Here is a 26,923-nt window from a genome sequence, read left to right as displayed (position 1 = left end):
CCGCCCCTGCAACGGTGGCCGGTGAACGGCCCCTGACGGTGGTCGGTAAACAGCAGCGTGAGTGACGGTGTTCGGTGAGCGGTGGCGACAGGCGCCGAGCGCCCGCTAACGCCGGTCCAGCAGCAGCACCGCGACATCGTCCGTCAGCTCCCCGCCGTTCAGGTCGCGTACCTCCCTGACCGACGCGTTGAGCAGCTCTTCGCCCCTCAGCCCGGACGCCATTTGACGGCTGACCAGCTCGGTCATGCCCTCCTGGCCGAGGCGCTGGTTGCCCTCGCCGATGCGGCCCTCGATCAGGCCGTCGGTGTACATCATCAGGCTCCAGGAGCCGCCCAGCTCGACCTGCCGGCGCGGCCAGCGGGCGTGCGGCAGCAGGCCGAGCGCCGGACCGCCGAATTCGTACGGCAGCAGCTGCGGCGTGCGTCCGGCGCGGGCCAGCAGCGGTGCGGGGTGGCCGGCCAGGCACAGGCCCGCGCGGCGGCCGTCCGCGGAGACGTCGACGGTGCACAGCGTCGCGAAGATCTCGTCGTCCGCGCGCTCATGCTCCAGGACCTTCTGGAGCGTGGAGAGCAGTTCGTCACCGCACAGCCCGGCGAAGGTCAGCGCGCGCCAGGCGATACGCAGCTCGACGCCGAGCGCGGCCTCGTCAGGGCCGTGGCCGCAGACATCGCCGATCATCGCGTGGACGGTGCCGTCCGGGGTGCGGACGGTGTCGTAGAAGTCGCCGCCGAGCAGCGCGCGGCTGCGGCCGGGCCGGTAGCAGGCCGCGAACCGCAGATCGGAACCGTCGAGCAGCGGCGTGGGCAGCAGGCCGCGCTCCAGGCGGGCGTTCTCCTGCGCAAGCATCCGTGACTCGGTGAGCTGGCGCTGGGCGAGATCGGCACGTTTGCGTTCGACGGCGTAGCGGACGGCACGGCTGAGCACGGCGCCGTCCAGCTCGCCGCGGAAAAGGTAGTCCTGGGCGCCGACGCGTACCGCATCGGCGGCGCGCTCGGCGTCCGTCTCGGATGTCAGCACCAGCACCGCCTGCGCCGGCGCCATCCGCAGCACCTCACGCAGCATGTCCAGCTCGTCGCCTGGGCAGCCCTCGCCGCCCGCGTCCCGCTCCTCGCGCTCCGGCGGGGCCAGGTCGAGCAGGATGCACTGCACGTCGTCGGTGAGCAGCCGCTCGGCCTCGGTGAGGTTCCGGGCGGTCCGCAGCCGGACCTTGCGGCCCGACCAGTCCCACATCTCGGGTACCGGGCTGTTGGGGTCCTCGCCGATGAGGAGCAGGGTCAGACCCTGATCATGCGGCCCGTGGTCGGCCGAAAATGACTGGTTCGCGCCCTGGGGCTCCGGCTGCTCCTGGGAGCCCATGCCCACGCCGTACTGCACGAGGGCGATCGCGGGCTCTGCCGTGGCGCTCCCGGCCGGGTCGGCCGCCTGCTGGGCGCTCGCGCCCCGGTCGACCGTCTCCCAGGCGCTCACGCCCCGGGCCGCCGCGCCCCCCTCCGCCGGCGCACCGGCCGCCCGCGCGGCATCCGCGCAGGCGTGGCTCACCGCGTCTGCCTGTTGCGGCAGCACGGCGGTCCGCTGGTGCGGTACGGGTACGGGCATTCCTCTGCTTCCTTCCCTCCCCCCGAGGGTCGGCGGCGCGCCGACGGCGCACCACCGTGCCCAGTTCCACGCCTCCAGTCGGTCATATGAGCGAGACGCTGCCGAGCACTGAGAGGCGACCATAGCGCCAGTACCGAGGGGTACGGAATGGCCGATGGCAATCGGCCAACGTCATATGCCGCACCCCATCAGCGATTTCGCCTGGGAAGGCAGGAAAGCGGAATGACGAACATCACCCCGCTTGACCGCATTCAGCTACACCCCGACAACCCTCCGATAGCAATCAATCCGGTCATTTATCGGGCTGGCGGGTCGTTTACCTCTCGGGCCGGGGGCCGATTACCTCAGGGCCGACCGTCTTCCCCATCGCCCCGACCGTCTTCCCCTTCGCGCCGGTCATCGTCCCGATTGCGCCGGTCGTCGCCCATATCCGGCCGGACGACACCCAGGATCGGCATCGAGCCGGCACCGGCGATCGTGATCTTCCGGCCCGGCCGCGGGGCATGCACCATAGCGCCGTCACCGGCGTAGATCCCGACATGACTAGCATCGGTGAAATAAATGATCAGATCGCCCGGCCGCATGTTCTTGATGCCGACCCGGGGCAGCTGCCGCCACTGCTCCTGCGAGGTCCGCGGAATCGTCCGGCCGGCGGCCTGCCACGCCCGGAGGGTCAGCCCGGAGCAGTCGAAGGTGTCCGGCCCCTCCGCGCCCCACACATAGTCCTTGCCGATCTGCGCGGTGGCGTACGAAATCGCCTTCTTGCCTTTGCGGGACGCTTTGTTGCTGATTTCCTTCAGCACACCGGAGTCGAGCCATTTCTGCTGTTCCTTGAACGCCTGCTCGTCCTCCAGCTCCTTCAGCCAGGCCTTTTCCTTCGCGGCCAGCCGGGATTCCAGCTTCTTTGCCGCGTCGATCTCTTTCTTGATGTCCCGCTTCGCGCTTTCCTTCTTCTTGCGGTTCGCCTCCAGCCGCTCCCAGCGGTCCGTGGCGGCCTGCGAATACTTCTCCAAGTCACCCTTCAGCAGGGCAAGTTGGCTGATCACACCCTTGGCGGCCTGCTGCCCCTTACGGGCGAGGATGATGTTGTCGAGAAAGAGCTCGGGGTCGGTGTTGAGCACCAGCTTGGCCTCGGGCGGAATCCCGCCGCCCCGGTACTGAGCACTGGCCAGCACGCCGGCCTGCTGCTTGAGAGCGGTCAGCTTGCGCTGTGTCCTGTCGATGGTGCGCGCCAGGTTGACGATCTCTTTCTGCTGGATCTCGACCTGCTCCTTGGCGCCGTTGTAGGCCTCGGTGGCCTGCTCCGCCTTGCGGTAGAGGCCCTCGATCTCCTTGCGTACGTCCTCAAGGCGCTTGCCGGAGTCCTTGCCCGGCCCCGCCTCCGCCCCCTTGCCCGACCCGGCCCCGGCCGCTGTCCCCGGCTCCGGATCGGCGGCATACGAGGCCGTCGCCGTCCCTCCGAGCAGCCCCGTCGCGCACAGGACGACGGCGGTACACGTCACGATCCGGCCCCCCCGGCCGCCCCGTACGCCCCATCCATCCCGAACGCCCTGCCGTGCCCCCTGGCTCCCCACCAGCCACCTCCGGTCGTTCCGCACCGATTCGCGTCTTCTTCGCGTCTTCGTCTCAGCCGCGGATGCTGCCATGCCGACCGCTAAATCGACAGAGCGACGGGCCGTTTCTCATGAGCGGACGGATGCTTCTCATAAAACGGCGCCCGGTCTCTCACGGCCGATGCGCCGTCTCGCACGGCCGATGCGCCGCCCCCCACATGGGCGACACCCCCTCCGACATGCACGAAAGCCCCGATTTTCGCGCCCGGCCACGCGCCGGTCTCCCGCCCGGCCACCCCTCATATCCGCCGCCCGGCCGCCCGCGCGCGATCACTCGCCCGCCACACCCATCTGACGGCCGAGGTTCACCTTGCGTTCACTCTCCTCCATCGGCCGCTTCACCTGGTCTGCCTAATTTCGGCCGTACCGAGTGCGCGTCATGCCCTCAGGGCGGGCGCGGCACGGCTAGCTGACACCGCACCCCCACGGCGGTCACCAAAGAAGAGTCATCACCCCCGTCTCCACCCGCACGCCGAAAAAGCGGCGCGCCCAGGAAGGAACTCTCGACAGTGAAGCTTCAGCGCAAGAACCGGGTTCGCGCCCTCGCCGTTGGCGCTCTCGCCGTCTCCGGTGCCCTGGCCCTGACGGCGTGCGGCTCCGACGACACCAGCGCCTCCGGCGGCAGCGGCAATGCCGCGAAGACCGCCGACATCAAGTGTGAGGGCAAGGGCAAGCTGCTCGCGTCCGGCTCGTCGGCGCAGAAGAACGCCATGGACGTCTGGGTGCAGAACTACTCGGGCGCCTGCAAGGACACCGAGATCAACTACCAGCCCACCGGCTCCGGTGCGGGCGTCACGACCTTCCTGCAGGGCCAGACCGCGTTCGCGGGCTCCGACTCGGCGCTCAAGCCCGATGAGGTCGCGAAGTCGAAGAAGGTCTGCAAGGGCGGCCAGGCGATCGACCTGCCGATGCTCGGCGGCCCGATCGCGATCGGCTACAACGTCCCCGGCGTGGACAACCTGGTCCTCGACGCCGAGACCCTCGCCAAGATCTTCGACTCGAAGATCAAGAACTGGAACGACGCCGCGATCAAGAAGCTGAACCCGGACGCCAAGCTTCCGGACCTCAAGATCCAGGCGTTCCACCGCTCCGACGACTCGGGCACCACCGACAACCTCACCAAGTACCTGAAGGCCGCGGCCCCGGGTGCCTGGAAGTACGAGCCGGCGAAGAAGTGGGAGGGCGAGGGCGGCCAGGCGGCCTCCGGTTCGTCCGGTGTCTCCTCGCAGGTCAAGCAGACCAGCGGCGCGATCTCCTACTTCGAGCTGTCGTACGCGACCTCCAGCAAGATCCCGACGGCGAAGCTGGACACCGGCGCCAAGGCCCCGGTCGAGGCCACCACCGCCAACGCCTCCAAGGCGATCTCCGACGCGAAGCCGGCCGGTGAGGGCAACGACCTCGCGCTGAAGCTCAACTACACCACCAAGGCCGAGGGCGCGTACCCGATCACCCTGGTGACGTACGAGATCGCCTGCGACAAGGGCAACAAGGCCGAGACGCTGGCCGCCACCAAGTCCTTCCTGACCTACGTCTCCAGCAAGGACGGCCAGGGCGCCCTTGAGGCCCTGGGTTACGCCCCGCTGCCCACCGAGATCGCCGACAAGGTCCGCAAGACCGTCGCCACGCTCTCCTGACAAACCGGGCGGCGGCCTCGCATCCCGCCGTATGGCCTCGGGGCCCACTACAGGGCCTCACCGTGGGTGAGGCCGCCGCCCGTCCGGTGCACCGCCGCGCCAGGAGCCCTCACCGGCTCCGCAGACCGGAGAAACCATGACTTCACCTGCCATAACCGACGCACCTCCACCGCCTCCGCCCGGGAACGACGCGCAGTCCGCCGTCTCCGGCAAGGCCGTACGCCCCGGAGACCGGATCTTCCTCGGGCTCTCCCGCGGCTCCGGCATCGCCCTCCTGGTGATCATGGCCGCCATCGCGGCCTTCCTCACCTACCGGTCCGTGCTCGCCATCTCCGGCGACGAGGCCAACTTCTTCACCACGCTCGACTGGAACACCGCCGGCCCGGACCCGAAGTTCGGCATCGCGGTACTCGCCTTCGGCACCGCCGTCAGCTCCGTGATCGCGATGGCCATCGCGGTGCCGGTCGCCGTCGGCATCGCGCTGTTCATCTCGCACTACGCGCCGCGCAAGCTGGCCTCGCCGCTCGGCTATGTCATCGACCTGCTCGCCGCGGTGCCCAGCATCATCTACGGCCTCTGGGGCGCGCTCTTCCTCGTCCCGCACCTGACCGGCCTCTACAGCTGGCTCGACGACTACCTCGGCTGGACCGGCATCTTCGAGTACGGCGACGGAGCCGCCCGCTCCCTGTTCACCGTCGGCATCCTGCTCGCGATCATGATCCTGCCGATCGTGACCAGTGTCAGCCGCGAGGTCTTCCTCCAGGTCCCGAGGATGCACGAGGAGGCCGCGCTCGCGCTCGGCGCCACCCGCTGGGAAGTCATCCGGATGTCGGTGCTCCCCTTCGGCCGCTCCGGAGTCATCAGCGCCTCCATGCTGGGCCTGGGCCGCGCCCTCGGCGAGACGATGGCCGTCGCCACGGTGCTGTCTCCCAGCTTCCTGATCAACACCAGCCTGCTGGACCCGGGCGGCGGCACCTTCGCCCAGAACATCGCCAGCAAGTTCAGCGAGGCCGACGAGTTCGGCCAGGACGCCCTGATCGCGTCCGGCCTGGTCCTCTTCGTGATCACGCTGCTGGTCAACGGCGCGGCCCGCCTGATCATCGCTCGCCGCAAGGAGTACTCGGGAGCCAACGCATGACCGACGTGATGACCCCGCGCCCGGTCGCCGACGGCGGCCACCCCGTCTCCCTCAAGCAGGCCCGGCTGCCCCGCTGGACCCCGGCCGTGCTCGCGCTCCTCGCGGCCGCCGCGGGCTGCGGCATCGGCCTCGCCGCCGGCCTGGACAGCAAGATCCAGTGGGGCCTGATCGCCGCCCTGGTCTTCATCCTCGGCACGTTCGCGCTGGCCACGGCCGTCGAGGGCGGCCGGCAGGCCAAGGACCGAATGGCCACCAACCTGGTCTGGATCGCCTTCCTGCTCGCCGTCGTACCGCTCGTCTCCCTCCTGTGGGAGACGGTCGCCCGCGGCATCAAGGTCCTGGACGGCTACTTCCTGTCCACCTCGATGGGCACCCTCCCGGACGCGATGCCCGGCGGCGGTATCTACCACGCGATCATCGGCACCCTGGAGCAGGTGGGCCTGGCGACCCTGATCGCCGCACCGCTCGGTCTGCTCACCGCGATCTACCTGGTCGAATACGGGCGCGGCAAGCTCGCCAAGGCCGTCACCTTCTTCGTCGACGTGATGACCGGCATCCCGTCCATCGTGGCCGGCCTGTTCGTCCTCTCCGTCTGGATCCTGATCCTCGGCTTCGGTCCGTCCGGCTTCGCCGGCGCGATGGCCCTGGCGATCCTGATGATGCCGGTCGTCGTCCGCTCCACCGAGGAGATGCTCAAGCTCGTCCCGAACGAGCTGCGCGAGGCCTCCCTCGCCCTCGGTGTCCCCAAATGGCGCACCATCCTCAAGGTCGTCCTGCCGACGTCGATCGGCGGTATCACCACCGGCGTGATGCTGGCCATCGCCCGTATCGCCGGTGAGACGGCCCCGGTGCTGCTCCTGGTGTGGGGCGCGAAGACGATCAACAACAACCCCTTCGAAGATGCGCAGCAGTCCCTTCCGCTGTACGTGTTCCAGCAGTGGCAGCAGGGCTCCGAGGCGAGCTACGACCGCGCTTGGGCCGCGGCGCTCGTCCTGATCGCCTTCGTCATGATCCTCAACCTGGTGGCCCGCGGCATCGCCCGCTGGAAGGCCCCCAAGACCGGCCGCTAAAGCGTCGAGCTATCGGCTCCGCCGAGGCAGCGACCAGCAGAAAGAAGCAGTGATCCCCATGGCCAAGCGAATCGACGTCAGCGGCCTCTCCGCGTACTACGGCAACCACAAGGCCATCGACGACATCTCGATGACCGTCGAGCCGCGCTCCGTGACCGCCTTCATCGGCCCCTCCGGCTGCGGCAAGTCGACGTTCCTGCGCACCCTGAACCGTATGCACGAGGTCACCCCCGGCGGCCGCGTCGAGGGCAAGGTGATGCTGGACGACGAGAACCTCTACGGCTCCGGGGTCGACCCGGTCGCCGTCCGCCGCACCGTCGGCATGGTCTTCCAGCGCCCCAACCCGTTCCCGACAATGTCGATCTTCGACAATGTCGCGGCCGGTCTGCGGCTGAACGGCTCGCACAAGAAGAGCGAGCTGAAGGACATCGTCGAGAAGTCCCTCAAGGGCGCCAACCTCTGGAACGAGGTCAAGGACCGCCTCAACAAGCCCGGCTCCGGCCTCTCCGGCGGCCAGCAGCAGCGGCTGTGCATCGCCCGCGCCATCGCGGTCGAGCCCCAGGTCCTGCTGATGGACGAGCCGTGCTCGGCGCTCGACCCGATCTCCACCCTCGCCATCGAGGACCTGATCGGCGAGCTCAAGGAGCGCTTCACGATCGTCATCGTGACGCACAACATGCAGCAGGCCGCCCGTGTCTCGGACCGTACGGCCTTCTTCAACCTCGCCGCCGTCGGCCAGCCCGGCAAGCTGATCGAGATCGACGAGACCGAGCGGATCTTCTCCAACCCGTCGGTCCAGGCCACGGAGGACTACATCTCCGGCCGCTTCGGCTGAGCCGTCATGGATGGCTGAAGCGTCGGGGTGCGGCTTCCGCCGCGCGCCGACGCCCCCAGAGCGTCCTGCGGTGCTGCATGGCGGTGCCACCGCAAGGCGAAGGGCCCGCCCCTCGTTCCCGGGGGGCGGGCCCATTCATGTCTGTTCGGTCTGCCCGGTGCGTTGCCCGGTGCAGTGAACCGGTGCGCTAGCCGAACGCCAGCTGCACGATCCAGAAACTCACGGCCGCGACCAGTGCCGCCGCCGGCATCGTGATGAACCAACCCATCACGATGTTCTTGGCGACGCCCCAGCGCACCGCGCGGGTGCCCTTCGTCGAGCCGACGCCCATGATCCCGGACGTGATGACATGCGTCGTGGAGATCGGCGCGTGGAACATGAACGACGCGGTGTACATGACCGAGGCGGCCGTGGTCTCCGCGGCGAAGCCCTGCGGCGGGTCCAGCTCGATGATCCGCCGACCCAGCGTGCGCATGATGCGCCAGCCGCCCGCGTAGGTACCGAGCGAGAGCGTGATCGCACAGGCCAGCTTGACCCAGACCGGGATCGCATCGTTCTGATCCTCGACATCGGCGATGACCAGGGCCATCACCACGATGCCCATGGTCTTCTGCGCGTCCTGCAGACCGTGGCCGAGGGCCATGCCCGCCGCCGAGACGGTCTGCGCTATGCGGAAGCCGCGCTTGGCCTTGTGCGGGTTGGCCTTACGGAACATCCAAAGGATCACGACCATCACCAGATAGCCGAGCACCAGGCCGACGACCGGCGAGATGAACATCGGCAGGATGACCTTCTCGACCACCCCGGACCAGATCACCGTGGTGCCACCGGCGAGCGCCGCACCGACCATGCCGCCGAACAGGGCGTGCGAGGACGACGACGGCAGCCCGAAGTACCAGGTGACGAGGTTCCAGACGATCGCGCCGAGCAGCGCAGCGAAGAGGATGCCCATCCCCTTGCTGCCATGGGGAGTGGCGATCAGCCCTTCGCTCACCGTCTTGGCGACCCCGCTGCCCAGGAAGGCACCGGCGAGGTTCATCACCGCGGCCATCGCCAGCGCCGCCCGCGGGGTCAGCGCCCGCGTCGAGACCGAGGTGGCGATGGCGTTCGCCGAGTCGTGGAAGCCGTTCGTGTACGTGAAACCGAGCGCGACCGTAATGGTCACGACAAGCGCAAAGGTATCCATGGCCGGGGCTCAGGATTCCTTTACCGCGATGGTCTCGACGGTGTTGGCGACGTGCTCGAAGGCGTCCGCCGCCTCCTCCAGGATGTCCACGATCTGCTTGAGCTTGAGCACCTCGATGGCGTCGTACTTGCCGTTGAAGAGTTGCGCGAGCAGCTTGCGGTGGATCTGGTCGGCCTGGTTCTCCAGGCGGTTGACCTCGATCCAGTACTCGGTGAGGTTGGACATCGTGCGCAGATTGGGCATCGCCTCGGCGGTCAGCTCCGCCGCCCGCGCCAGCACCTCGATCTGCTGCTCGATGCCCTTCGGCAGCTCCTCGACCTTGTAGAGGACGACCAGATCAACGGCCTCCTCCATGAAGTCCATGATGTCGTCGAGCGACGAGGCGAGCTTGTAGATGTCCTCGCGGTCGAACGGCGTGATGAAGGAGGAGTTCAGCTGGTGGAAGATCGCGTGCGTCGCGTCATCACCCGCGTGCTCAGCCGCCCGCATCCTCTCGGCGATCTCTGCCCGCGCGGAGGCGTCCGCCCCGAGCAGTTCCATCAGGAGCTTGGAGCCCGTGACGATGTTGTCCGCGGAGGCGGCGAACATGTCGTAGAAGCTCGTCTCCCTGGGGGTCAGACGAAAGCGCACGTGAAATCCTCGGGGTGCATGGGATTCGGTCGAGTTGATGCTAGGCGCATCATCCAGCCACAGCTAACCGGCATTCCCTCAGTGTCGCCCATCGGGCAGCATGCTCTGCACGGGGTACCTCCGGTGCCCGCAAAGTTCGGTACCATATACCCACCAGGGGTATATGAATCGCCTAGATTCCAGGGGAGACGGCCATGACGCCCACGGACGCCGACACCACCGGCGGCACCGATGCCGCCGCGGCCTGCCACACCCCGCACCCGAAAACCGACCCCCGCGACGAGGCCCGAACCGTGACCGATCACGCAGAGACCTCTCCCGCCGCCGGCGCCCACGGCTACGCAAAGCAGAAGGACGCACACATCAAGCGACTGCGCCGCATCGAGGGCCAGATCCGCGGACTCCAGCGGATGCTGGAAGAGGACGTCTACTGCATCGACATCCTCACCCAGGTCTCGGCGAGCACAAAGGGCCTACAGTCCTTCGGCCTTCAGCTCCTGGAGGAGCACCTCCGGCACTGCGTCGCCGACGCGGCCGTCAAGGGCCCCGAGGCCATCGACGCCAAGGTGCAGGAGGCCACCAAGGCGATCGAGCGGATGCTGCGTACCTGACGGCGGCTATCCCGGCTCGCCGGCCGGTGCGCAGTGCTCCCCGTCCACGTCCAGCACCTCGTCGATACGGTCCGGGCTGAGCCGGTCCTCGCTCGCGGCCGCGGCCGCGATCATCAACTCACCAGTCAGCTCGATCTCGACGAGGGCTACGTGGTCCTGAACCGTCCCATGGCGGTGTGGGGCCACGTGCAACACCTCCTCCTCCGAGCGCCTTCCCACGCTTCTGGCGGCTACCGCCCAGAGTAGGTACGGCCACACACTCCGCACATGGCACAGATGGACCATTTCCGCCACCCGGCAACCACCCCGGGCACGTGCCCGTCCGCGCCCGTCACGAACCGCCCCTACGGGACCGTGGAAGCGATCTTCCCGGTGTAGATGTCCGGTTCGTCCGGCAGCCGCACCGCGACCTTCGCCCCGAACCCGTGCAGCTCCGTGGTGGACGTCACCGACACACCCTTCGGCACCCCGTTGGCGAAGTGGAACCGCTGCCGCACCTTGCGCAGCCGCCCTTGGTCGTCGACATACGCGTCGAACGGCACGGCATCGGTGGTGAACCCTTTCTCCGCCGCCATCAGCGCGGATCTGGTACGCCCCGACGCCGCTCCGGCCGCCGTCCCGATGTCCGTCACCCCGCGGTAGTGCCGCACCACGACCCCGTCCAGCCGCTCCTTCCCCTCGTACGTCACATCCCGCGCCCCACGCAGCAGTTCGGCGGCGGCCAGCGGATCGGTCGCGCCGCCGGTGACCAGATTCCCGTCGGCCAGCGAGCGGGTGTCCACCCGCACCCACTTGTCGGCGGGCACCCCCGCCCCACGGTTCTTCATGTAGAGGGCGCCCGACGCGAGGATCTCGGTGATCGGCTGGTGCCCGCCGCCGGGCTTGCCCGCCGGGTCGGGGAGGACGACCAGCAGTTCCCCGCTGCCCGCGCGGAAGTCGTAGCCGCCGGTGCCGCGGATGGCGACATTGGTGCCGCCGCTCGCGGTCTCCATGGCCGTACGGACCTTGGCGGAGCCGGCCCGGACCAGCGCGTCGGCGCTGCGCCGGACCTCCGCGGCGGCGGCCCGGCCGGGCGGCGCCTGGTCGGTGGCGGCGGCACCGTCCGGGGAACAGCCCGTCGCCAGCAGCCCGACCGCCAGACCCGTCCCGCACACCACGCCCACGGCAGCCGCAGCACCGCCTCGCCTGTCCTGCACCACCATCGCGTACGAGCCCCCTCGGCCGCTGTGTTCAAGACGGCCGGTGCCGGCCGGTCTGTTCCGGACGGTCGACGTTCCACCAACGGCTCGTCAGAGGCTCCGTCATCGGATCCACTGGTTCCGCCGACCGATCCGTTCAACGACGATTCCGGGGGGCCGTCACGCTAGGGCCCTTCCGACCCTGACCCACCGGACAGGCTCTGGGCCTGACCGACCCTGGCCCCCGGGCACGCTCCGGGGCCCCGGAGCGCGTAGCGTGGCCGGGTGCCCGACCGAGCCCTCAGAGATTCCTCGCCAGGTCACCGCACCTCCACCACCGAGCGCGGTTCCTTCTGCCTGGCTCGCTGCGACTGCGGCTGGACAGGACCGGCCCGGCGCGCCCGCTCCCAGGCGCGTACGGACGCCGAGCGGCATCTGACGGCCGCGGCGGCCGGCTCCGGGACCCCGTAGGGGCTGCCCCGCCCCCGCCCCTCCTGGAATGACTCCGTCCGTTCCTGGAACCCGCAACGCCCGCACCGCATCTGGGTAACCAGAGAGGCAAGAGCGCCAAGCGGTACCGGACTTCACCGGCGATAAAGGACAGCGCCGAGCAGTACCGGACACCACGGAGCACTACCGGCACAGCGGCACACAGGGGAAGAGCGCTGCCGTATTCGCCCGGTGACGCGCTCCCGGCACTCGCCTCGTGACCAGCAGCCGGCGGCGTCGGTCGCGCCGGCACCAGCGCCTCGAACCGCTCCGGGCACTCGGCGGCGGGGCAGGACCGTACGACATCGAGGGGGACTCACCCAGTGAACCGGCGCACACTCCTGCAAGCCGGCGGTGGGCTCGCGGCGACTTCGGTCGTCTGGGCCACCGGCTGCAACAAGACCACCGGCGGAGCGGGCGCGTCGCCCTCCGGCTCCACCACAGGGGCCGCCTCCGGCGCCACCACCACCAACGCGGCCTCCGGCCCCGCCTACGCCGCCAAGGCCCCCGCCTCCAGCGCCTCCTGGAGCGCGCTGGGCAAGAGCCTGGACGGCAAGCTGGTGCGCGCTTCCGACGCCGCGTACGCGACGGCCCGCCGCCTCTACAACACCCGCTACGACTCGCTGAAGCCCTCGGCCATCGCGTACGTCAAGCACCCGTCCGACATAGCCGAATGCCTCGCCTTCGCCCGCCGCCACAACACCCCGGTCGCCATCCGCAGCGGCGGCCACTCGTACGCGGGCTGGTCCAGCGGCAACGGCAAGCTCATCGTCGATGTCTCCGCCCTCGCCAAGGTCTCCGCACCGTCCGGCGGCACGACCCGAATAGGCGCCGGCGCCAAGCTCATCGATGTCTACGAGGGCCTGGCGTCGCACGGCGTGACGATCCCCGGCGGCTCCTGCCCCACCGTCGGGATATCCGGCCTCACCCTGGGCGGCGGCCATGGCGTGGTCTCCCGCGCATACGGCCTGACCTGCGACAGCCTCGTAGGGGCCACCCTCGTCACCGCCGACGGTAAAACCGTGAACTGTGACAAGTCCGAGCATTCCGACCTCTTCTGGGCACTGCGCGGCGCCGGCAACGGCAACTTCGGCGTGGTCACCGAACTCCGCTTCCGTACGCACCCGGCGCCGCCCGCGGTGATGGCGTACATGACCTGGCCGTGGTCCAAGGCGGCGAAGGTACTGGCGTCCTGGCAGAAGTGGGGCCCGGTGCAGGCCGACGAGATCTGGTCCGCCTGCCATCTCGACGCCCGCCCCGGCGGCACCCCGACCGTCTCCGTCGCCGCGTTCTCCCTGGGAACGAAGGGCGACCTCCAGAACGCCGTGGACAAGCTCGCCGACCAGCCCGGCGGCCCCGGCCCCGCATCCACCGTGCGGCTGACCCCGATCGGCTACCTGGACGCGATGGAGGCCTACGCGGGCTGCTCGTCCAAGTCCACCGCGCAGTGCCATGCCCCGGGTTCGCTGCCCGGCCAGACGGGCGCCGGCCAACTGGGCCGCGAGACATACGCGGCCCGCTCGCACTTCTTCGACCGGTCACTGTCCACGGCCGGCATCCGCACCCTGATGGACCAGATCGAGAGCGGCAGCCGCAAGGGCGTCAACGGCAATGTCGCGCTGACGGCGCTCGGCGGCGCGATCAACCGCGTGGGCCGCACCGACACCGCGTTCGTCCACCGCGGATCCCGTTTCCTCGCCCAGTACTTGGCGTCCTGGCCCGCCAACGGGTCGTCCGGCACCCGCACCGCCTGGCTGGATTCTTTCCACTCGGCGATGCGCCGCCACTCCTCCGGCGCCGCCTACCAGAACTACACGGACCCCGGCCTCAAGGACTGGAAGACCGCCTACTACGGCCCGGCCGCCGGCCGCCTCGCCAAGGTCAAGCAGTCGTACGACCCGCAGCGGCTGTTCAGCACCTTCCCCCAGGCGCTCTGAGAGCGGGCACTCCTCCCGGGACGCATCCCTGACCTCTCCTCCCCCTGACCTCTCCTCTGACTCGCCTCGTGTGACGCCTCCTTGACGCCTCCTTATATTCCGGCAACGAATACGGAGAGTAATTCGTTCCTCCCCTGAGTTACCTTCCGTGGATATCAGGGGAGTGTCGGGGGAGAGCCAGGCAAGGGGTCAGGGAAGGGGTCAGGGGCCAGTCGGGGAGAGGTCAGGGATGGGGACGGCTACCGGCCCGTCAGGCCGCCAGATCCCTGTCACGACGCTCGTCGCGTCCCTGCGGCACCGCTGAGCCCGTGGCCACGAACCGGCCGTCCTCCGCGCCCACTTCGCCCTCCGCCGCGGCGCCCGGCGCCACCACCAGCCACCTGACCGGCGACCGCCCGACAGCCGTCATCAGCGGTACGAGCATCGCCTGCGCCAGCGGCGCCAGCAGCAGCGCGACGGCGGTCCCCAGCGCGAACCCGCCCACCACATCGGTCGGGTAGTGCACGCCCATGTAGACCCGGCAGAAGCCCTCTGCCAACGCCAGCGCGATCCCGGCCAACCCGTACTTCCGATGGGCGACGAAGAGTCCGACACCCACCGCCATCGTCAGCGTCGCGTGATCACTCACAAACGAGAAGTCGCTCTTCCCGGGGATCAGCACTTCCAGCCCGGCGTGGTCCTTGAACGGCCGCGGCCGCTCGACGAAGTTCCGGATCGGAATATTGGCCAGCAGCGCGATACCGGCGGCCAGCGGCGCCCACACCAGACCCGCGACGGCAGCGGGCGCATCCGGCTTACGGCGCGCCCCCCACCACGCGATCAGACACAGCACCGCGAGCCCGGCGATGATCCCGTACTCGCCGATGTACTCCATCGCGCGGTTGACCCAGTGCGGAGCGTCCTTCGCCAGACCGTTGATGCCGTCGAGCACGTCAAGGTCTGGGTTCGGCCCCTCCAGGGCGAGTCCAGCCATCTGCGCGGCCCCTTATCTTTCGCGCGCGCGAGCGCCTACGTGTGTGCCAACCCCCCGTGGTCGTCGAGCGTGTGCTGCGTCAAGCCTGTTGCATCAAGCGCGCCAAGCGACAAGTTTCGCCACTTCGCCAAATCGCCAGTCTGCTACGCCCCCACGCCAAGAAAACGTGATCGCCGGCCCCTGCGTTCCAGCCGCTACCGGAAGATCACCAGGACGTTATCGAAGCTTGACTCATCGCTGCAGTTCAGGGCCACATATTCACGCAGCGTTCGCGGTGGGCAGCGCTTTTGCGCCATCCGACGTGACCCGGGTGGCACCGATGTAGTCGGGCGTATCGATCTTGTCGAACCGGATGACGGCCCCCGTGTAGGGCGCATTGATCATGTAGCCGCCCCCCACATACAACCCCACGTGATGAATCGACCGCGGATCGTTCAGGTCGTACGCGAAAAACACCAGGTCACCCGGGAGCAGCTCATCCCGCTTGGGATGCGGCCCGGCGTTCCACTGATCGTTCGCCACACGCGGCAGCTCGATGCCCACGGTGTGGTACGCGGCCTTGGTCAGCCCGGAACAGTCGAACCGCCCGCCCTGCTCAGCTGTCCCGTTTCCGCCCCACAGATACTTCGTACCCAGCCGCTCCTGCGCGAAGTAGATCGCCGCAGCGGCCTGCTTGGAGGGCGCCACCCGTCCCACCGGCGCCTCAAAACTCTTCGCCAGCGTCGTGATCGTCTTCACGTAGTTCTGCGTCTCACGGTACGGCGGCACACCGTTGTACTGGATCACCCGGTACGCCCCCGCGTTGTACGCCGCGAGCATGTTGTGCGTGGCGTTGCCCGGTGCGTCCTTCACATATTTCGCCAGCTCACAGTCGTACGAGGCGGCCGACGGGATCGCGTCCTCCGGGTCCCACACATCCCGCTTCCCGTCCCCGTTCCCATCCACCCCGTGCGTCTGCCACGTCCCCGGAATGAACTGCGCGATCCCCTGCGCGGCCGCCGGGCTCTGCGCCTTCGCGTTCCAGCCGCTCTCCTGGTAGAGCTGGGCCGCGAGGAGAGCGGGGTTGATCGCCGGGCAGAGCGTCCCCCACTTCTGCACCAGTGACTGATACGCGGCGGGCACGGCGCCCTTCGCCAGCCCCACCGCCCGCCCGCCGGCCCCGGCCAGCCCCGCCGCGGCCGTGTACGTACCGATCACGAGCAGCCCGAGCAGGCCGAGCACCAGCCCGACCCCGATCCCACCGGCAACCCAGTATTTCCGCACTCCCCAACCCTCCCCCATTCAGGTGCCGTTCACTGCCGTTTCGACGTGCCGAGCGCGACTTCCGGCCGCACGGCGGGCCGCACGACGGCGCATGGAGCGGCGCGGGGGCTCGGTGCCGGGGCCCACCCGCGCACAAGATCACGTGCGCATGCACGACACTGGCTGCAGACACCTAAGACAGGAAGCGCCCCATGGACCCGAACAACCAGAAGCAGATGAGCCGCCACCTGTGGTGGCGCGTGGCGTACTTCCTGTTCGCGATCCACCTCATCGCGCTCGTGATGATCTGGGCCATGTCACACGCCCCGAAGTAAGCACCGCGCCGCTTCCCCGAGTCCCCCGAGCTCGAACCAGACCGACTTCCCGGGCCCCGGTCCGTACCGGCACACGCCCCACTCCGCGGCACACTCCGCGATCAGCACCAGCCCCCGCCCGCTCTCCGCGTCCGCCGCGAGACAGTGCACGGCGGGCAGTCCGGGCGCCGCGTCATGGACGAGCACCCGCAGCGTGCCGGGCCCCCGCCACTCGACGTACAGCGTCACCGGCTCCGCGCACCCACTCCCCCGGCACGCGTCGACGGCGTTCGTGACCGCCTCGGACGTCAGCAGCAGCGCGATATCCGCGAGATCGTCCCGCCGAGCGGTGCGGAGCGACGTACGGACCGCCTCTCTGGCCGTACGGACCCACCCCGGGTGAGGCGGGAAGACGAGGGAGAAGTCGGCGGTCGTGGGCACGGTCATGGGGCCTCACTTCTGGCGATGCCGTCGCTGAGGTCTTCGACGGTAGGGAGTTCCGTTTAGCTAGCGCAACTAAATCGCGCAAGTTGCCCCCATCGAGTGGACCAACTCCCACGCGAGCGGGCAGACTTCGCGTGATCGACGGAGGGGAATCAGCGATGGGGCTACGGACCAATCCGAGTCAGCGTCAGCTACGCCTCGGCGAAGAGCTGCGCAAACTTCGCGAGGCCAGTGGCCTGTCCGCCACCGAGGCGGGAGCTCACGCCGGGCTGGGACGAGCCCACATGAGCCATATCGAAACGGGACGTACAGCCATCCCCGAGAGCAAGCTGCGCACCTTGGCTCGGGTCTACGGTTGCGCTAGCCAGCCCTATGTTGAGGCATTGGTGGCCATGAGCAACGCCACCGGCAAGGGCTGGTGGTCGGCGTACAGGAAAACGCTTGACCAGCGGGTTCTCGACCTGGCAGAGCTGGAGTCGGCTGCCTCCGTACACCGCACCTTCGACTGGCTGTATGTGCCGGGGCTACTCCAGACCGAGGCGTACATGCGCGCCCTGTTCAGCAGCGGGCATCCGGTCGCAGACAGCCAGACCCTGGATACGTACGCCGAGTTCAGGCTGAGTCGCCAACAGGTGCTCGACGTCGACAAGCCGCCGACACTGCACGCGGTGATCCATGAGGCGGCCTTTCACATGCGCTTCGTGGACACCGCGATCATGCGCAGCCAGCTCACCCATCTCATCGAGATGGCCAAGTTGCCGCACGTGCACATCCAGATCCTGCCGTTCAAGGCCACCACCTACCCCGATGCAATGGGAGCCCCTTTCGTCATTCTGGAACCCGCAGCGCCTGAACTGAGCGCGGTGTACATCGAGCACCCGGTGTCGGCGCTGTTCCTGGACGATCCGTCGCAGCTGGCCCAGTACAACGACGCCTTCGAGAGCCTCAGTTCCTCCGCCCTTGCCCCGATCACAGCTTGCCCCGAACGCGTGACCTATGCGAAGACAGAATCACTCGGGCTCGTGCAGCACTTGCTCTACGTCCTGTGAGAAGGGAACCCATATCCATGCCCAGTTGGCAGAAATCGAGCTACAGCAGCGGCAACGGCAGCTCCAACTGCGTCGAGGTGGCAACCGGCCCGGACGGGGTAATCCACTTCCGCGAGAGCGACCGCCCAACTGACGTCGCCCTGGCGGACCGCCCCACCTGGGGCCACTTCCTCGCCCACCTGAAGCAAAACCCGTAAGGAACTCCCCATGGCCCTCGACTGGATCAAGGCAACCGACGACCCGACCGCCCCCGAATACATCGAGATCGCGTTCGGCGAGGGCGACGACAGCGACAACGTGTACCTGCGCACCAACACCGAACCGGACAACATCGTCACCACCACCCGCACCAAGTGGGACGCGTTCGTACTCGGCGTGAAAGCAGGCGAGTTCGACCACTTCGTCGGGCTCTGACTCCGCAAGCGAACATTGCTCAGCGTTACCGACCGTGATACACACGGTGAGACTGAAAAGAAAGCCGCCAAGTCGACATCCCAATGACGTCTTCGTCGGCGAAGATAGAAGCTGACCTGCGCTGTCCGGCGCGGGGCGCAACTACCCACACAAGGCGGTGAGTTCACACATGTTCCTCGCAGCACCCGACAAAGGCGATATCACCACCATCATCGGTGGAATCGCCCCGAGCTGGGGGCCGTTCGGGAGCCTGGGCACGGAAGCCCGCGTGATGATCGAAGTGGTCATGGCGATCGCGATCCTGCTGTGCCTCGGCATCGCGATCTGGGGCGCGGCCAAACAACGTATCGGCGCCACCGCACTGCGCGACACGTTCAGCGCCGAACAGGGCAAGGGCCTGATCGTGGCCGGCCTGACCGGCGTCTTCATCATCGGTTCCCTGGGGACGCTGTTCACCATCGTCTACGGGATGGCGGTCTAGCCCGCCGCCAACCGCCAGGCCCGTCAGCCGGACCCGCCGGACCACGCCCCCTGCACGCGGCCGTCCCGGCGCCATTCCGGCGCCGCCCCCATGCGCCCCCTGCCCGCCACCTCTCCGCCGCCCTGTGCCTCCACCCACCCCCACATGCCCCACCTCCCCTGCCGAGGCCCCATGCCGACCCCCACTCACCCCGGCCCGACAGGCCCTTCGTCATGCCTCCGGCACCCCCGCGACCAGCACGTCGGTTGGGTCGGTCGCCGCGTGGGGACAGGAGGTTCCGGAGAGAAGAAGGCGACGGCGGACGCGGGAGCAGGCGATGGGCACAAATACCTCAAAGTCTCCCATTCGCCGCGCCCGTTCAGCATCTGAGGAACCGTCACCGTGACAAGTACTCGTACCACTTCGCCCGTGCCGCCGCCCACGCGGCTACGGTCATATGAGGGCGGCACAACAACGGCAGCGGCGGCGATGCCGGCAGAGGGGGCACAGGCGCGATGACTCTCAACGACGACGGCGGCTACGGCGGCGAGAGCCACCGCGGTCACGGAACGGGCCAGACGCGTACGAGACTTCCCGACGGCGAGAGTGACGTCTACGGCTCGGGACGTCGGTCCCGCGCCGGCATGTCCAGCCGGAACCTCGTCACGATCGTCGGCGTGGTGGTGCTGCTGATAGCCGCGATCGCGTTCGCCAACCGGGGCGGGAGCGGCGGCGAGTCGACGTCGAGCGATTCCGCCAAGGACGCGGACGCCCAGCCGACCGCCCCTACGGGCACCAAGCCGGTCAACGGCAAGACGGGCGGCATCGCTTCGGGCTTCGCCAAGACGGAGCAGGGGGCGCAGTCGGCGGCGGCGAATTATGCGGTGGCGTTGGGCTCCGAGCAGATGTTCAAGGTGAGCAGCCGCCATCAGGTCGTGGACGCGGTCTACGCACCCGATGCCGCTGCGAAGCTGAAAGGCCCGCAGGACAAGGCGTACTCAGCGGCATTCCTCCAAAGGCTTGGGCTGGACACCACGGGAAACGCGCCCAAGGGCAAGACGTTCATCTCGCGCACCATTCCTGTGGGCACGAAGGTCGAGCAGTTCAAGGGCGGCACCGCCAAGGTCTCCGTCTGGTACACGGGCCTCATCGGCATGGCCGGCACGGGCTCCAAAGACCCGGTCCGTACGGACTGGAAGACCTGGACCTTCGACCTGTCGTGGACCGGCGGCGACTGGAAGGTCGTTGCCGACTCACAGAAGGACGGTCCGGCTCCGGTGTCGGGGGACGTTCCGGCCTCCGGGGCCGAAGAAATGAGCAAGGCGGTCGAAGAATTCGGAGGCTTCACTTATGCCAGGTAGCCCGCGCCGCCGAATGGTCTCGATCGCTGCGTTCCTCGCGAGCGTACAGACCGCGGTCTTCATGCTTGCCACGCGCGCCGTCGCCGCTCCGAGCCCGAAACCCTCACCGGGCGAGAGCAACAAGCCCTGCGACTTGTTGATCGGCCCGGCAAAGGAGTACTGCCAAGACGGCGACAGCGCCGACGCCCCCAAGGCCCCCTCCACCAACCCCCTAGACAACAACCCCCTAGACCCCCTCGAATCCCTGGCCAAAGGCTGCGCCAAAGCCGCCGCCTGGATCGTCACCAAGCTTTCCGACGCCGTGAAGTCCACCTCTGAGGTCGACTTCACCAACGCCGCCTTCCTCCGCCAGTACGCCGTCGTCTTCGCGGCCTCGACGATCCTGACGCTCGTCCTGTGGCTGCTCGCCGTCGCCAAGCGTGCCGTGCGCGGTGTACGGCTCACCGAGGCGATCGGTGAGGCCGTCGGGTTCCTCTGGCTCACCGTCCTCGCGTCCGCCTTCACGCCGCTGATCCTCTACACCATCGTCTCGGCCACCGACGGCGTCACCGAGGTCATCGCGAAGGGGACCGGCGCGCAGACCGACACGTTCTTCGGGGCGTTCTCGGAAGCGCTCACCAAGGGCACGGACATCGGCGGCGGGCCGATCATGCTGATCGTGGTGTCCCTCGTCTCCATCCTCGCCTCCGGTGTGCTGTGGCTGGAGCTGGTGATCCGGGCCGCGCTGCTGTACGTCGGCGCGCTGCTCGGGACCGTCGTCTACGCCGGGCTGGTCGACAAGAACATGTGGGGGCACGTCCGGCGCTGGGCGGGCATCATGATCGCGGTGATCATGGTGAAGCCCATCATCGTGATCGTGTTGGGCATCGCCGGAGCGCTCTCCTCGGAGGAGGGCCCGAACGCCTTCTCCGCCGTCGTGTCCGGGCTCGCGATCATCATTCTCGCCATCTTCGCCAGCGCCATGATCTACCGCTTCGTCCCCGGCTTCGGCGACGAGATCGCCAACTCCCGCAACAACCGGATCATGCAGGGCGCGGAGAACAAGGCGGCCGCCGTCATCAGTTCCCCGGCGGCCCTCGTCTCCCAGGGCATCAAGACCCACAGCTCCCGCAGCTCCGGCGGCGACGGCGGCAACCAGGCACAAGGCGGTCAGTCCCGGCCCGCCGACTCCGTGTCCGGTGGCGTCGCCGCGCACAGCTCCCGCACCAGCGGCGGCCGCTCCACGCCCACGACCCCCGCTCCCCGTACGAGCCCCAATCCCGGCAGCGGCGCCCGCACCGGCAAGACAGCAGGAGATGATGGGCGTTGAGTACGCAGTCCCACCCGATCGCGCCCCGCCGCACCTATCTGATCGGCCGCGCCCGGCCCAACGCGATCGTCGGCAAGAACCGCGAGACCGGCGAGATCGCGATGATCATCGCGGGCGCGTTCGTCGGCATGATGTGCGGCCTGCTGGTGCCCGTCCTCCCGCTGCGGATCGTGACGCTCACCGGCTTCCCGCTGCTGGGCCTAGCCGCCGTCTACGTCCCGTACAAGGGCCGTACGTTCTACAAGTGGTTCGAGATCAACCGCAGCTTCCGCCGTTCCGTCCGGCGCGGCGCCGCCTACCGCTCCGGCGCCGTCGAGGCGGGCACCCGGCTCGACGGCCGGGAGGTCGAGATCGGGCCGCCGCCCGGCATCGGCCGGATCAACTGGCTGGCCGCCCCGTTCGGCCCGGACGAAATCGCCGTACTGCTGCACGCCGACCGCAAAACCGTCACTGCGGCCATCGAGATCGAGGGCCCCGGCGTCGGCCTGCGCGACAGCGAGGACCAGGAGGCGCTGGTCGACCGCTTCGGGACGCTGCTCAAGCATGTGGCCAACGGGGACGGCTTCGTGACCCGCCTGCAGATCCTGGCGCGCACCCTCCCGGCCGACCCGGACGCACACGCCAAGGACGTCGCCCAGCGCGGCGACACCCAGGCCCCCCGCTGGCTCAAGGACTCCTACGACCAACTCCAGTCGATGGTCTCCACCTCCTCCGAGCAGCACCGCGCCTACCTCGTCGCGTGCATGCACTACACCCGCGAACTGGCCGCCGAGGCCACCACCATGGCGCGCGCCGCCCGCACCCAGCGCACCGGCCTGTTCAGCCAGAAACTGGACCGCGACGCCGGCCTCGCCGTCGTCATGGCCCGCGAGCTGAACGACATCTGCGCCCGGCTCGCGGAAGCCGACATCCGCGTCCGCCAGCCCCTCGGCCAGGCCCGTCTCGCCTCCCTCGTGCACTCCATGTACGACCCGGACCACCCCATCGACCACATCCAGGCGATGAGCAAGCGCAACGCCTGGCCGGCCGAGCTGGACGCGATGGAGCCGACGTACCTCCAGGCCAAGACCCGCGAGTCGACGACCCGCGCGCCCTGGTGCCACTCCACCGCCTGGGTCAAGGAATGGCCGCTGACCCCGGTTGGCGTCAACTTCCTCGCGCCGCTCCTGGTGCACACCCCGGACGTGATCCGCACGGTCGCCGTCTGCATGGACCTGGAGCCGACCGAGGTCGCCATCGAGCGGATGCTGACGGAGAAGACGAACGACGACGCGGAGGCGAGCCGCGCGGCGAAGATGAACCGGGTCGTGGACCCGCGGGACGTCGCCCATCACGGGCGCGTCGACCAGCGCGGCGAGGACCTGGCCTCCGGCGCCGCCGGCGTCAACCTCGTCGGCTACATCACGGTCTCCGCCCGCTCGCCCGAGGCGCTCGCCCGGGACAAGCGGACCATCCGTGCCTCGGCCGGCAAGTCCTACCTCAAGCTGGAGTGGTGCGACCGTGAGCACCACCGGGCCTTCGTCAACACCCTGCCGTTCGCGACCGGGATCCGCCGCTAACGCCGCTGAACGCCGCTAGAGCCCCTGGGAGGCGCGTACGTCATGGCCATGTTCGACCCGCTCGGTGCCCTCACCGACGCATTCACCAGCTTCCTGTTCGGGAAGGTGGAGACGACACGGCTGCCCGTACGCACCTCCACCGGCCAGGCCCAGGCGGTCTATCTGCCCACCGCCGCCCCCGGCCTCGGCGACTCCGGCGTGATCATCGGCCGCGAGGTCTACAGCGGCAAGGGATACATCTACGATCCGTTCCAGCTGTACGGTCAGCAGCTGCCCGCCCCGCACTGGCTCGTCCTCGGCGAATCCGGCAACGGCAAGTCCGCGCTGGAGAAGACCTACGTCCTGCGGCAGTTGAGATTCCGCGACCGGCAGGTCGTCGTCCTGGACGCCCAGGGCGAGGACGGGGTGGGTGAATGGAATCTCATCGCCCAGGAGCTGGGCATCACTCCCATCCGGCTGGACCCCACCGCCGCCCTCAACGGCGGTATCCGACTCAACCCCCTCGACCCGTCGATCACCACGACCGGCCAGCTGGCCCTGCTCCGTACGATCATCGAGGTCGCGATGGGGCACGGCCTGGACGAACGCTCCGGCTTCGCCCTCAAGGTCGCGCACGCCACGGTGCTCAGTGAATTCGGCTCCGCCGAGGGGAACGGCACCCTCACCAACCGGCAGCCCGTCCTGACCGACATCGTCGAGCAACTGCGCCACCCGGAAGCGGAGTCGGCGGAGGCCATGAATGTCGACATAGACGACGTACGGGCCTGGGGCCTGGATGTGGCGCTGGTGCTGGACCGCCTCGTCGACGGCGACCTCCGCGGCATGTTCGACGGCCCGACGAGCGCCGGCATCGACCTGGACTCCCCGCTCATCGTCTTCGACCTCTCGCACATCGACCGCAACTCCATTGCGATGCCGATCCTGATGGCGATCGTCGGCGTCTGGCTGGAACACACCTGGATCCGCCCCGACCGCAAGAAGCGCATCTTCCTGGTGGAGGAGGCCTGGCACATCATCAACTCCCCGTTCGTCGCCCAGCTCTTCCAGCGACTGCTGAAGTTCGGCCGCCGCCTTGGCCTGTCCTTCGTGGCCGTCGTCCACCACCTCAGCGACGTGGTCGACGGCGCGGCAGCGCGCGAGGCCGCGGCGATCCTCAAGATGGCGTCGACGCGGACGATCTACGCCCAGAAAGCCGACGAAGCCCGCGCTACGGGCCGGGTCCTGGGGCTCCCCCGCTGGGCCGTCGAGATCATCCCGACCCTGACACCCGGCATCGCGGTGTGGGATGTCAACGGCAACGTCCAGGTCGTCAAACACCTCATCACCGAAGCCGAACGCCCCCTGGTCTACACGGACCGGGCGATGACCGAGGCCTCCTCGACGCTCACGGACGAGGCCCTCGCCATCGAACGGGCGGCGGACGCCGAGGCCGAGGCGCGCGCCGAAGCCCTGGCCATGGAACGGCAGTTGAGAGACGAGTCGAGCGAGACGGTGGCGTGAGTCGCGGATACGACCGGGGCCGGGGCGACGGCCGGGACGGACACAGCGGATACGGCGGACGGGACGGCCGGGGCCGCCGGTACGGATATGACGAGCGGGACGGCCGGGGCGGGCGCGGCGGCCGCGACCGCGGCATCCCGGACTCCCTCCTCATCGGCCTGCTCGCCTTCCTCCTCGGCCTGACCCTGCTGGTGTGGACGGCGACCGGCCTGGCCGGCCTCTTGGCACACGGCGCCTGGCCCGACCACGTCACCTACCCCGGCACGCCCACAGCCCTGCGCCACCTCGTCTCCGCCCCGCACAACCTCGCCGCCGCCTGGCCCGAAACCCCCAAGGAACAGCTCTCCGGCTACGGCCTGTTCTGGGGGATACTCATCGGCGAGCTGATGGTGCTGCTGGTCCTGACGATCTTCGCGCTGGGGACGATCACGCGGTACCGGGCGGTACGCGCGGCACGACGTGAGGCAGCCCGGGAGGCGCGCGAGACGGCTGGTGGGAACGCGGGAGTGGCCCCGACCCCGGCTGCTTCCGAAACGGCCGTACCTGCTCCCATCCCCGCCCCTGCCCCCGCCCCGCCCTCCCTCCACAAGACGGAGACCACGCCGCCGCCCTCCAACAACGCCCCCATCCCCGAACAACGCATCGCAGCACCCAGCCCGCTGGATGCCCAACTCACTCTCCCCCGGGTCGAGTTCGGCCCCGACCGCGCCACCACACGCGCCGCCGCCCTCGCCGCCGCGACCGCCGCCGAGGGCCCGCTGATCGTCGCCACCACCGATCCCGCCCTCTGGTCCGAGACCAAGGACTCCCGCGCCAAACTCGGCCCGCTGCTGACCTACGACCCGACGCACCGCCTCGACACCCCGGCCCGGCTGCGCTGGTCACCGACCTCCGGCTGCGAGGACATCGCCACCGCCACCGCCCGCGCCGCCGCCCTGCTGGCCCCCGTACGCCCGGTCAGCGCCCTGGACTCGGCCGTCGCGGACGCCGCCCAGACCCTGCTGCGCTGCTGGCTGCACGCCGCCGCGGTGGACGGCCGCCCGTTCCGCCAGCTCCACCGCTGGGCACACGCCACCGGCGCCGCCCAGGAGCCCGTACGCATCCTGCGCACCAACACCAAGGCATCAGCCGGCCAGGCAGGCGAGTTGGAGTCCGTCCTCACCGCGCACGCCGAACGCCGCGAAATCGCCAAGGAGTTGGTCGGCCGCGCACTGACCGCCCTCTCCTCGATCCATATCCGCGACGCCTGCACCCCACTTCGAGCAGATTCGCTCATTCTCGAATCATTCATCGACGAGGGGGGAACGCTCTACGTGGTCGGGGACTCCATCGAGGATCCGCGTACCAATCCGGGTGCGATGCCCTTGCTCACCGCACTCCTCTCCAACGTGGTCGAGCACGGCCGCCGCATGGCCGAACGGTCATCTGACGGTCGGCTCGACCCACCACTCACGCTCGTCCTCGACGACATCGCGGCCCTCGCCCCGCTGCCCGCACTCCCCGCCCTTCTCGAAACGGGCGGCACACGCGGCCTGCTGACCCTGGCGACCATGCGCTCCCAGGAACAGGCCCGCGCCCGCTGGCCGGGCAGCGCTCTGCCGGCCTGAGGGCGCGTACCGTTCCGGCCGGCTCAGCCCATGGGCAGCCCGCCAGACATGGCACCCATCAGGCTGTCCATCCCCGACCCGCCGCCCATCCCGGCACCATTTGCGCCCATCCCCGCGTTACCAGTAAGCCGACCGAACAAGTCGCCCGAGAGAGCCCCCTGCCCGTCACCGTCGGCAGCCGCACTCGGCAGCGCCTTGTCACCATTCGCGGGACGCGACGCCTTTCCCTGATCGAGCACCTTCGTGTTCTGGCGCGCGGAGACGGCCTCGGGAATCATCCCGCCTGCGACGTCTTCCTCTCCGTCGGAGCCGACGGCCGCGGCCGATCCGGCGCCGCCCAGAAGGGCGGTGGCAGCCAGCAGTGCCGCAATGAGGGTCTTGCTCGTGCGGTAGTACATCAAGCCTCCGTGAGATACGAGGCGCCCCGGGTGGGCGCGCCCCAGGGCCTTACCCGCAATCAATACCGTTGCGCTCGCCTCAACGGGTGATCTCCCGTCGGCGTCCCCTCATACCGGCCCCGCACGGCGCTCACGCCATCCGTACGTACTCCCAGACCGTACCCGTGTGGTCCTCCAGCGTGCTACCCCATACGGACGAACCCGCGCTTCATAGAGACGCTGTGCTCTGACGTTGTCCGCGTGCACCCACCAGGCGCTTACCGCGGTGAAACGCAGAAAAACCCCGCACCATAAGGTGCGGGGCTTCCCCACTATCAAAAATTGTTCGGCGGCGTCCTACTCTCCCACAGGGTCCCCCCTGCAGTACCATCGGCGC

27 protein-coding genes are annotated in these 26,923 nt (G+C 68.9%); 17 read left to right on the top strand and 10 right to left on the bottom strand.

Going from position 1 to position 26,923, the window contains the following annotated elements; translation table 11 throughout:
• Positions 1–105: 105 nt before the first annotated feature.
• Together AB0I10_RS14405 and AB0I10_RS14400 are read right to left on the bottom strand one after the other, a co-directional pair.
• Complete coding sequence (locus tag AB0I10_RS14405; protein WP_363152758.1) at positions 106–1,596, bottom strand: SpoIIE family protein phosphatase; 1,491 nt, start codon at positions 1,594–1,596, stop codon at positions 106–108.
• A 344-nt stretch (positions 1,597–1,940) separates the two neighbouring features.
• Positions 1,941–3,098 carry an NlpC/P60 family protein gene (locus AB0I10_RS14400; protein WP_363152757.1) on the bottom strand — a complete coding sequence of 386 codons (1,158 nt, stop codon included), beginning with the start codon at positions 3,096–3,098 and terminating at the stop codon, positions 1,941–1,943.
• A gap of 620 nt (positions 3,099–3,718) precedes the next feature.
• On the opposite strand from AB0I10_RS14400, the gene pstS reads away from it, so the two are divergent.
• From pstS to pstB, 4 genes are all read left to right on the top strand, one after another.
• A complete protein-coding gene (gene pstS, locus AB0I10_RS14395) occupies positions 3,719–4,843 on the top strand; it encodes a phosphate ABC transporter substrate-binding protein PstS (protein ID WP_363152756.1) in 1,125 nt (374 codons plus the stop codon).
• A 136-nt stretch (positions 4,844–4,979) separates the two neighbouring features.
• Positions 4,980–5,981 carry a phosphate ABC transporter permease subunit PstC gene (gene pstC / locus AB0I10_RS14390; protein WP_363152755.1) on the top strand — a complete coding sequence of 334 codons (1,002 nt, stop codon included), beginning with the start codon at positions 4,980–4,982 and terminating at the stop codon, positions 5,979–5,981.
• 8 nt (positions 5,982–5,989) lie between these two features.
• Entirely contained in the window at positions 5,990–7,051 is a 1,062-nt protein-coding gene (gene pstA, locus AB0I10_RS14385; RefSeq protein WP_363152852.1) for a phosphate ABC transporter permease PstA, read from the top strand.
• Between the two features lie 58 nt (positions 7,052–7,109).
• Complete coding sequence (gene pstB, locus AB0I10_RS14380) at positions 7,110–7,886, top strand: phosphate ABC transporter ATP-binding protein PstB (RefSeq protein ID WP_363152754.1); 777 nt, start codon at positions 7,110–7,112, stop codon at positions 7,884–7,886.
• Positions 7,887–8,073: 187 nt separating this feature from the next.
• Here the strand turns inward: pstB and AB0I10_RS14375 are convergent, their stop codons facing one another.
• A complete protein-coding gene (locus AB0I10_RS14375; protein ID WP_363152753.1) occupies positions 8,074–9,072 on the bottom strand; it encodes an inorganic phosphate transporter in 999 nt (332 codons plus the stop codon).
• Between the two features lie 9 nt (positions 9,073–9,081).
• Positions 9,082–9,702, bottom strand: coding sequence for a DUF47 family protein (locus AB0I10_RS14370; RefSeq protein ID WP_363152752.1), 621 nt, complete (start codon positions 9,700–9,702; stop codon positions 9,082–9,084).
• A 194-nt stretch (positions 9,703–9,896) separates the two neighbouring features.
• Here AB0I10_RS14370 and AB0I10_RS14365 point away from each other — a divergent pair, with 194 nt between their 5' ends.
• Entirely contained in the window at positions 9,897–10,313 is a 417-nt protein-coding gene (locus AB0I10_RS14365) for a metal-sensitive transcriptional regulator (protein ID WP_363152751.1), read from the top strand.
• A 6-nt stretch (positions 10,314–10,319) separates the two neighbouring features.
• Here AB0I10_RS14365 and AB0I10_RS14360 read toward each other — a convergent pair whose 3' ends face one another.
• Both AB0I10_RS14360 and AB0I10_RS14355 read right to left on the bottom strand, forming a co-directional pair.
• Positions 10,320–10,505 (bottom strand): hypothetical protein, encoded by a 186-nt coding sequence (locus AB0I10_RS14360; RefSeq protein WP_363152750.1) that lies wholly within the window; start codon positions 10,503–10,505, stop codon positions 10,320–10,322.
• A 152-nt stretch (positions 10,506–10,657) separates the two neighbouring features.
• Positions 10,658–11,515: a hypothetical protein gene (locus tag AB0I10_RS14355; protein WP_363152749.1), complete on the bottom strand. Its 858-nt coding sequence runs from the start codon at positions 11,513–11,515 to the stop codon at positions 10,658–10,660.
• Positions 11,516–11,776: 261 nt separating this feature from the next.
• Here AB0I10_RS14355 and AB0I10_RS14350 point away from each other — a divergent pair, with 261 nt between their 5' ends.
• Both AB0I10_RS14350 and AB0I10_RS14345 read left to right on the top strand, forming a co-directional pair.
• Entirely contained in the window at positions 11,777–11,962 is a 186-nt protein-coding gene (locus AB0I10_RS14350; protein ID WP_363152748.1) for a hypothetical protein, read from the top strand.
• A gap of 341 nt (positions 11,963–12,303) precedes the next feature.
• Positions 12,304–13,917, top strand: coding sequence for an FAD-binding oxidoreductase (locus AB0I10_RS14345; protein ID WP_363152747.1), 1,614 nt, complete (start codon positions 12,304–12,306; stop codon positions 13,915–13,917).
• 250 nt (positions 13,918–14,167) lie between these two features.
• On the opposite strand, the gene AB0I10_RS14340 is transcribed toward AB0I10_RS14345, so the two are convergent.
• Together AB0I10_RS14340 and AB0I10_RS14335 are read right to left on the bottom strand one after the other, a co-directional pair.
• Complete coding sequence (locus AB0I10_RS14340) at positions 14,168–14,890, bottom strand: phosphatase PAP2 family protein (RefSeq protein WP_363152746.1); 723 nt, start codon at positions 14,888–14,890, stop codon at positions 14,168–14,170.
• Positions 14,891–15,148: 258 nt separating this feature from the next.
• Entirely contained in the window at positions 15,149–16,153 is a 1,005-nt protein-coding gene (locus AB0I10_RS14335; RefSeq protein ID WP_363152745.1) for a bifunctional lytic transglycosylase/C40 family peptidase, read from the bottom strand.
• 191 nt (positions 16,154–16,344) lie between these two features.
• Here AB0I10_RS14335 and AB0I10_RS14330 point away from each other — a divergent pair, with 191 nt between their 5' ends.
• Positions 16,345–16,467, top strand: coding sequence for a hypothetical protein (locus AB0I10_RS14330; protein ID WP_363152744.1), 123 nt, complete (start codon positions 16,345–16,347; stop codon positions 16,465–16,467).
• Here AB0I10_RS14330 and AB0I10_RS14325 read toward each other — a convergent pair.
• Entirely contained in the window at positions 16,450–16,893 is a 444-nt protein-coding gene (locus tag AB0I10_RS14325) for an ATP-binding protein (RefSeq protein ID WP_363152743.1), read from the bottom strand. The genes AB0I10_RS14330 and AB0I10_RS14325 overlap by 18 nt on opposite strands.
• Positions 16,894–17,048: 155 nt before the next feature.
• On the opposite strand from AB0I10_RS14325, the gene AB0I10_RS14320 reads away from it, so the two are divergent.
• The 9 genes from AB0I10_RS14320 (at position 17,049) to AB0I10_RS14280 (ending at position 26,149) form a co-directional block, all read left to right on the top strand.
• Complete coding sequence (locus AB0I10_RS14320; protein WP_363152742.1) at positions 17,049–17,939, top strand: helix-turn-helix transcriptional regulator; 891 nt, start codon at positions 17,049–17,051, stop codon at positions 17,937–17,939.
• Between the two features lie 17 nt (positions 17,940–17,956).
• Positions 17,957–18,136, top strand: a complete 180-nt coding sequence (locus AB0I10_RS14315) for a DUF397 domain-containing protein (protein ID WP_363152741.1) — start codon at positions 17,957–17,959, stop codon at positions 18,134–18,136.
• A 10-nt stretch (positions 18,137–18,146) separates the two neighbouring features.
• A complete protein-coding gene (locus AB0I10_RS14310; protein ID WP_363152740.1) occupies positions 18,147–18,353 on the top strand; it encodes a DUF397 domain-containing protein in 207 nt (68 codons plus the stop codon).
• A 169-nt stretch (positions 18,354–18,522) separates the two neighbouring features.
• Positions 18,523–18,834, top strand: coding sequence for a hypothetical protein (locus AB0I10_RS14305; protein WP_136740760.1), 312 nt, complete (start codon positions 18,523–18,525; stop codon positions 18,832–18,834).
• A 494-nt stretch (positions 18,835–19,328) separates the two neighbouring features.
• Positions 19,329–20,174 carry a hypothetical protein gene (locus AB0I10_RS14300; RefSeq protein WP_363152739.1) on the top strand — a complete coding sequence of 282 codons (846 nt, stop codon included), beginning with the start codon at positions 19,329–19,331 and terminating at the stop codon, positions 20,172–20,174.
• On the top strand, positions 20,164–21,483 hold the full coding sequence (locus tag AB0I10_RS14295; protein ID WP_363152738.1) for a hypothetical protein: 1,320 nt from the start codon (positions 20,164–20,166) through the stop codon (positions 21,481–21,483). Before AB0I10_RS14300 ends, AB0I10_RS14295 begins: the two co-directional genes overlap by 11 nt.
• Positions 21,480–23,042, top strand: coding sequence for an SCO6880 family protein (locus AB0I10_RS14290; protein ID WP_363152737.1), 1,563 nt, complete (start codon positions 21,480–21,482; stop codon positions 23,040–23,042). The genes AB0I10_RS14295 and AB0I10_RS14290 overlap by 4 nt, the downstream gene beginning before the upstream one ends.
• A 48-nt stretch (positions 23,043–23,090) precedes the next feature.
• Positions 23,091–24,542, top strand: coding sequence for an ATP-binding protein (locus AB0I10_RS14285; RefSeq protein ID WP_363152851.1), 1,452 nt, complete (start codon positions 23,091–23,093; stop codon positions 24,540–24,542).
• A gap of 134 nt (positions 24,543–24,676) precedes the next feature.
• Positions 24,677–26,149, top strand: a complete 1,473-nt coding sequence (locus tag AB0I10_RS14280) for a type VI secretion protein (protein WP_363152850.1) — start codon at positions 24,677–24,679, stop codon at positions 26,147–26,149.
• Positions 26,150–26,172: 23 nt separating this feature from the next.
• On the opposite strand, the gene AB0I10_RS14275 is transcribed toward AB0I10_RS14280, so the two are convergent.
• A complete protein-coding gene (locus tag AB0I10_RS14275; protein WP_363152736.1) occupies positions 26,173–26,547 on the bottom strand; it encodes a hypothetical protein in 375 nt (124 codons plus the stop codon).
• Positions 26,548–26,923: the final 376 nt, after the last annotated feature.

The organism is Streptomyces sp. NPDC050636 (genome assembly GCF_040654775.1).
GTDB lineage: Bacteria > Actinomycetota > Actinomycetes > Streptomycetales > Streptomycetaceae > Streptomyces.
This window is presented reverse-complemented; position numbering and strand designations above follow the sequence as displayed.